Origin of the sequence: Streptomyces sp. NPDC001985, assembly GCF_040296845.1 — a bacterium.
GTDB lineage: Bacteria > Actinomycetota > Actinomycetes > Streptomycetales > Streptomycetaceae > Streptomyces.
In genome coordinates this window covers 22,139-29,274 of record NZ_JBEOYB010000083.1, presented here as the reverse complement: position 1 = coordinate 29,274, position 7,136 = coordinate 22,139, and the positions used below count along the sequence as shown (strand labels likewise).

Here is a 7,136-nt window from a genome sequence, read left to right as displayed (position 1 = left end):
AACCCACTTCGGCGCGGGAATCGTCAAGGGCACCGCCGGGCTGGTCACCTTCGTCCGCGGCCTCAACCCCCTCGACCCGTACAACCTCACCCACCCCGCCGAGTACGCCCTCGCCCTCAACAACACCGCCGCCGGCCTCGTCCAGGTCGCCAACGACCCGGTGGGCGCCGGCAAACAGATGATCACCGGCTTCATGAAGGACCCCGCCGAGGGCCTCGGCCGGCTCGTCCCCGACCTCCTGCTCACCGCCGCCACCGGCGGCGCCGGAGCCGGCGTCAAAGGCATCCGCACCGCGAAAGAGGCCGCCGACCTCGCCACCGACACCCGCCGGACCGTCGACAGCAACCCACCCGGCACCCACAACCGCACCGACAGCGAGAAGACCACCGGCGGCACCGACCCCGTCGACCTCGCCACCGGCCGGATGTTCCTCCCCCAGACCGATGTGACCCTGCCCGGCACCCTCCCCCTCACCTTCACCCGCCGCGCCGAATCCGGCTACACCGCCGGCCGGTTCTTCGGCCCCTCCTGGGCCTCCACCATCGACGAACGCCTGGAAATCGACACAATCGGCGTCCTCCACATCACCGACCACGGCCAACTGATCACCTACCCCCACCCCGTCCCCGGCCGCCCCGTCCTCCCCGGGACGGGAACCGCCCGCCACGCGCTCGCCCGCCTCGACAACGGCGACTACACGATCACCGACCCGGACACCGGCCGCACCCGCCTCTACACCGCGCCGCCCGGGGAACCCGGCGGGGACGGCACGGCGTGGCTGGCGCAGATCAGCGACCGCAACCTCAACACCATCACCTTCGACCGCACCGACAACGGCACACCCCTGGCCCTGGTCCACTCCGCCGGCTACCACCTGACCCTCACCACCGCCGGAGGCCACGTCACCGCACTGGCGCTGCTGGACCAGGGAGAGAGCCGCCCGGTCAGGTCGTACGGCTACACGGACGGCAACCTCACCGAGGTCACCAAACCCTCCGGCGCCACCCTCACCCTCGCGTACGACGCCCACCACCGCATCACGGCCTGGACCGACTCCAACAGCAGCCGCTACGACTACACCTACGACCACCTTCACCGCGTGATCGCCGAAGGCGGCGAGGCCGGCCACTTCCGGCTCACCCTGACCTACACCGACCCCGACCCCGACACCGGCCACCGCACCACCACCCTGACCACAGCCGAAGGCCACACCACCCGCCATCTCATCGGCGACGGCTGCCGGGTGCTGGCCACCACGGACCCACTCGGCCACACCACCCGTTTCACCCACGACACCCGGGGCAATCCGCTGACACGCACCGACCCACTCGGACGGACCACGGCATACGCCTACGACGAGGAAGGCAGACTCGCTGTCGTCACCCGGGCGGACGGCGCCGAACTGCGAGCGGTCCGCGGTGATCCGAGCCGGCTCACCGAGGTCACCGAGGTCGCTGAGGTCATCGACTACGACGGCACCCGTCTGCGCCAGGAGCACGACGAACGCGGCAACCGGACCGCGGTCACGGACCAGGCCGGCCACACGTCGCGCTACACCTACAACGGGAACGGCCATCTCTCCTCGATCACCGACGCGCTCGGCGCGGTGACCACGGTCCGCTGCGACCGTGCCGGGCTCCTCCTCGAAGTGTCCGATCCGCTCGGCGGCACCACCCGGTACGAGCGGGACGCCTTCGGCCGCACCGTACGCGTCACGGACCCTCTGGGAGCGACCACACAGCTCGACTGGAACGCCGACGGTGAACCGGCCCGCCGCACCGGACCGGACGGCTCCGTGGAGAGCTGGACGCACGACGGCGAGGGGAACTGCGTCAGCCACACCGATGCCAGCGGGCTGACCACCCGCTTCGAGTACACCCACTTCGATCTGCTGGCGGCCCGCACCGGCCCGGACGGGGTGCGGTACACCTTCCGGCACGACGCCGAGGCGCGGCTCACCGGGGTCACCAATCCGGCCGGCCGGAGCTGGACCTATGCCTACGACCCGGCCGGGCGGCTCATCTCCGAGACGGACTTCGACGGCCGGACCCTCACCTACGGCCTCGATGCCGCCGGGCGGGTCACGAGCCGTACCGACGCGACCGGCGGGGTGATCACCTTCGTACGCGACCTCTTCGGCCGCGTGACCCGGAAGGAAGCGGGCGGCGCCGCGACGACCTACGCCTACGACGCGGCCGGGCGTCTCGTCCACGCGATCGGGCCGGACAGCGAGCTCGTCCATCAGTACGACCGGCGCGGGCTGCTCAAGACCGAGATGGTCAATGGCCAGGTCACCACGTACGGATACGACAGAGCGGGCCGTCGCGTCCACCGGATCACTCCCACCGGGCATCGCACCACCTACGGATACGACGCCGGCGGACGACGCAGCCATCTCACCCCGGGCGGCCACCGCATCACCTTCGCGCACGACGCGGCCGGGCGGGAGCGCGAACGCGTCTACGGCGGCGCACTCACCGTCGCCTCGGCGTGGGACCCGGCAGGCCGCCTCGTCGCCCAGCACCTCTCCACGGGCGACCGCGTCCTCAACCGGCGCACCTACGGCTACCGGGCGGACGGCCACCTCACCGCGGTCGACGACGCGCTCCGCGGCCCGTCCCGCTTCGAACTCGACACGGCCGGCCATGTCATCGCCGTTTCGGCAGCTGACTGGACCGAGTCCTACGCCTACGACGACCTCGGCAACCAGACCTCGGCCTCCTGGCCCACGACCCACCCCGGCCACGATGCCACCGGACCCCGGGTCTACCACGGCACCGCCCTGACGAGGGCGGGAAGCATCCGCTACGAGCACGACGCCCTCGGCCGCATCACCCTGCGCCAGAAGACCCGGCTGTCACGCAAACCCGACACCTGGCGCTATGAGTGGGACGCCGAGGACCGCCTCACCGGCGTCGTCACCCCGGACGGCACCCGCTGGCGCTATCTCCACGACCCGGTCGGCCGCCGCACCGCCAAGCAACGCCTCGCCACCGATGGCCGGACCGTCGTCGAGGAGACCCGCTTCACCTGGGACGGCACCACCCTCTGCGAGCAGACCAGCACCGGCCCGGGGCTCCCCCGCCCCGTCAGCCTGACCTGGGACCACCACGGTCCGCGCCCGCTCGCCCAGACCGAACGCATCCTCGGCACCGACACCCCCCAAGCGGTGATCGATGAACGCTTCTTCGCCATCGCCACCGATCTCGTCGGCACCCCCACCGAACTCATCGACGAAACGGGCGACATCGCCTGGCGCACCCGCACCACCCTCTGGGGCACCACCACCTGGAACGCCGACGCCACCACCTACACACCCCTCCGCTTCCCCGGCCAGTACCACGACCCGGAAACCGGCCTCCACTACAACTACTTCCGCCACTACGACCCGGAAACCGCCCGCTACCTCACCCCGGACCCGCTGGGACTGGCCCCGGCACCCAACCCGATCGCCTATGTCCACAACCCGCACAGCCGGGTCGACCCCCTGGGCCTCGCACCCGGCCTGTGCCCCGAGCGCATCGAGGGCGGAGGCTGGGACACCCGAGGGAAGAACCCGCTGAACATCGTTCCGCCGGACGCGTCGGTCCGCCAACTGACTCCCGACCCGAACGGAGGAGCGCAAAAGGGCGTCGAATACAAATGGACCGACCCGATCACCGGTAACGCAGTCCGCATGCGCATCCATGACGCGGACAAAACCGCACCCGAGGGATCTCACGCATACAATGGGGACATCTACAGGATCTCCATCGGCGGAAGATACCAGGACGAGTCCGGAGTGCTGCACCACCGGCAGGTCCACAACGAAAGAAGCCCGCACTACAACCCCGATGCCGCGAACAGCACCCATATCCCCTGGCCCAGCGAGTACCGGCTACCCTACTAGTTCGACGGAGCAGCCATGCCCCTCACCGCAGGACAACTGCGTGAGCTTGTCCGCCAAGTGACGGATACGGACCCCAAGCAGCGAGAACTCGGAGCGGACCGCGTTTCCGACTGGCTGGGAAGCTACTCACCGAGCGACATCAACACGCTCTGCGGAATCCTCTCCATGAGTGCGGCAGTCGAGGACAATTCCGCCACGGCCGAGGCACAGTTGAACGCACTCACCGAATTGGGATCGACCGGTTCCGTGCACGCGGAATACATCTCACGGCTCCGGGAGATCAATCTGGATCGCCTTCACCCGAATCTCGTGGAATATGTGAACGACCTCCTGGAAACCCCTTGAGTTTCCCCGCGGACAGCTGAACTCCGGTGCGGGCACGAAGAGGCCGGTTGCCCGTGCCCGGGCAACCGGCCTCTCATCCGTTACGGCACGAGCCGCAGCAGGCGGTTCGGGGAGCCGGTGCCGATGGAGGTGAGGACGTTGGGGGTCGCGCCGTTCACGAGGGCGGTGGAGACGGCCGCCGGGGAAGCGCCGGGGTGGCTGGTCAGATAGATCGCGGCGGCGCCGGAGACGTGCGGCGCGGCGAAGGAAGTGCCGTTGCCCGTGTAGGTGGCGGTGTCGGAGTTGTTCCAGCCCGCCGTGATGTCGGAGCCCGGGGCGAAGATGTCCACGACCGGGCCGTAGTTGGAGTAGCTCGCCTTGGCGTCGGTCCTGGTCGTCGCGCCGACGGTGATCGCGGTGGCCACCCGGGCGGGGGAGTAGTTGGAGGCGGGGGCCGCCGAGTTGCCGGCGGCGATGGAGTACGTCACGCCCGCCGCGATCGACCGGCTCACCGCGTTGTCCAGCGCGGTGCTGGGGCCGCCGCCGAGCGACACGTTCGCGATGGAGTTGGCGACACGGTTGGCGGTGATCCAGTCGACACCGGCGATGACCCCGGCGGTGGTGCCGGAGCCATTGTTGCCGAGGACCCGGACCGCGACGATCTTCGCCTTCTTCGCCACCCCGTAGGTGGTCCCGGCGGCGGTGGTGGCGACATGGGTGCCGTGGCCGTAGCCGTCCTGGGCGATGTTGTCGTTGTCGATGAAGTCGTAGCCGTTGAAGGCCCGTCCGGCGATCTGCTGGTGGCTGATGCGCACCCCGGTGTCGAGGACGAAGACGGTCGCGCCGCCGCCGGCCGAGTCCGGGTAGGTGTAGGTGCCGTTCAGCGGGAGGTTGGCCTGGTCGATCCGGTCGAGACCCCAGGGCGCGTTGGTCTGGGTGGCGGTCGAGTGGACCCGCTGGTCCTGCTCGACCGAGGCGACCGCCGGATCGGCGGCGAGGCGCCTGGCCTCGGTGGCGCTGAGCGCGGCGGCGTAGCCGTTCAGGGCCGAGGTGTAGGTGCGCTTGATCTGGCCGCCGTAGCCGGCTATCAGCTGCTTGCCGCGGGCCTCGGAGGCCTGGAAACCGGCCGTCCGCTTCAGCGTGACGATATAGCTTCCGGGCACCGCGCCGGCCGCCCCGGCGTGCAGGACTCTGCCTTCCGGCTGGGCCGCCTGAGCGGGTAAGGCGGTGCCCGCTCCGACCGTCAACGCCACAGTCGCCGCGGTGGCGATCGCCGCGGCGACGCGCCGCCTGGTGGTGCGCACTGCTGCCATGGGGAGGTCCTCCTCGGACGGTGGCGCGCCTCCGGGTGGGGCGCGTCCAGTGGGTGCGGCGGTACGGGGTTCGTCCGCCGCACCCGACGATGGCGCGGTGTTCCGGGGCGGAGCAAGGAGGGACGAGAAGCTGTCATGAGCGCGACATGTTGCGTGACGGGCGTCAACTCGCCGTACACACGGCGCAATACGGCCGTCGTCTGTTGTGCACGATCCAGGGCGGGCGGGGGGAGCCGTACCGGCGGGCGGGGGGGGGGTGCGCGGTGCGAGCGGGGGGGAGCGGTACCGGCGGGCGGGGGTGCGCGGTGGGGGGTGCCGGCGGGCGCCGGTCAGGTCGCGTTCAGCGCCACCGTCGGATGGAGGCGGGAGGCGCGGACCGCCGGGTAGAGACCCGCGATCACACCGATCAGCAGGGTCGCGGCGAGACCGCCCGCCAGCGACCACGGCGGGACCACCGCCGTCCAGCCCTGGACCCGCGCGAAGGCGTGGGTCGCCGCCGCGCCCAGCAGGGCTCCCGTCACACCGCCCAGACCCGAGAGCAGCAGGGACTCGGTCAGGAACTGGAGCCGGACCGCGTTGCGGGTCGCGCCCAGGGAGCGGCGCAGACCGATCTCCCGGCGGCGCTCCAGAACGGAGATGACCATGGTGTTGGCAACGCCCACCCCGCCGACCAGAAGGGCCACGGCGCCCAGGCCGAGCATCAGGGCCGTCAGCCCCTCGTCGGTGGCGGCCTTGGCGGCCAGCGCGTCCGACGGGCGGGAGACCTTGATGCCCGCACCGCCGCCGCCGGGGTCGACGGTGCGGGCCAGGACCGCGCGCACCTCCTCCACCGAGGCGTCCGTGGAGCGCTCGAAAACGGTGGTGGGGTGGCCGTCGAAGCCGAAGTACCGCTCGGCCGCGGGGAAGCCCACCATCGCCACCCGGTCCAGGACGGGGACCAGTTCAAGGGGTTTCAGGATGCCGACCACCACCACCCGGGTGTCGTTCATCATGATCGTCTCGCCGATGCGGACGACACCGAGGCGCTCCGCCGCCACCGCGCCGAGAACCGTCGTGGGGAGGCGTTCGCCGCCCGGGGTCAGCCAGGTGCCCCGGGCGACCTCGCCACCGAGGGCGGAGAGCAGGTCGAGACGGGCCGCCTGGGTCGTGACACCGGCGGTGCGCTCCTGCGGGACCAGGTCGCTGCGGCGGACGCGGGCGTCGACATCGGCGGTGGCCGTGGCGTGCTGCACCGGGCCGATGCGCTCGACCATCGCGACCGCGTTCCGGGGGAGCCTGATCGCCTTCCCGGCCGGGTCCTCGCCCGCCTCGGCGGTGAGGAGGTTGGTGCCGAGGCGGTCGAGCCGGGCCATCAGATCCGCGCGGCTCGACTCGGAGAGGCCGACCACCGCGACCATGGTCGCGATGCCGATGGCGATACCGAGCGCGGAGAGCACCACGCGTGCGCGCCGCGCGCGCAGCCCGACCGCGCCGACCCGGAGGATGTCGCCGAGGGAGAGGCGGGAGGGTTTGAGGGTGTCTCTCATGGGGTGGTGCCTTCCGCTCGGGCGGCACGGGCGGCACGGGCGGAGCCGGCCGAGCGGGTCGCGGGTGACCCGTCGGCCATGACC

4 protein-coding genes are annotated in these 7,136 nt (G+C 71.2%); 2 read left to right on the top strand and 2 right to left on the bottom strand.

What is annotated here, in order from left to right:
* On the top strand, positions 1-3,889 hold a 3,889-nt coding region (locus ABT122_RS28615), incomplete at its 5' end, for a polymorphic toxin type 30 domain-containing protein (RefSeq protein WP_351558175.1).
* 15 nt (positions 3,890-3,904) lie between these two features.
* The gene (locus ABT122_RS28610) at positions 3,905-4,234 is read left to right on the top strand and encodes a hypothetical protein (RefSeq protein WP_351558173.1); all 330 of its coding nucleotides are present in this window, start codon (positions 3,905-3,907) and stop codon (positions 4,232-4,234) included.
* Positions 4,235-4,314: 80 nt separating this feature from the next.
* On the opposite strand, the gene ABT122_RS28605 is transcribed toward ABT122_RS28610, so the two are convergent.
* The gene (locus ABT122_RS28605; protein WP_351558171.1) at positions 4,315-5,526 is read right to left on the bottom strand and encodes a S8 family peptidase; all 1,212 of its coding nucleotides are present in this window, start codon (positions 5,524-5,526) and stop codon (positions 4,315-4,317) included.
* A 329-nt stretch (positions 5,527-5,855) separates the two neighbouring features.
* Entirely contained in the window at positions 5,856-7,052 is a 1,197-nt protein-coding gene (locus ABT122_RS28600; RefSeq protein WP_351558169.1) for an ABC transporter permease, read from the bottom strand.
* Positions 7,053-7,136 lie beyond the last annotated feature (84 nt).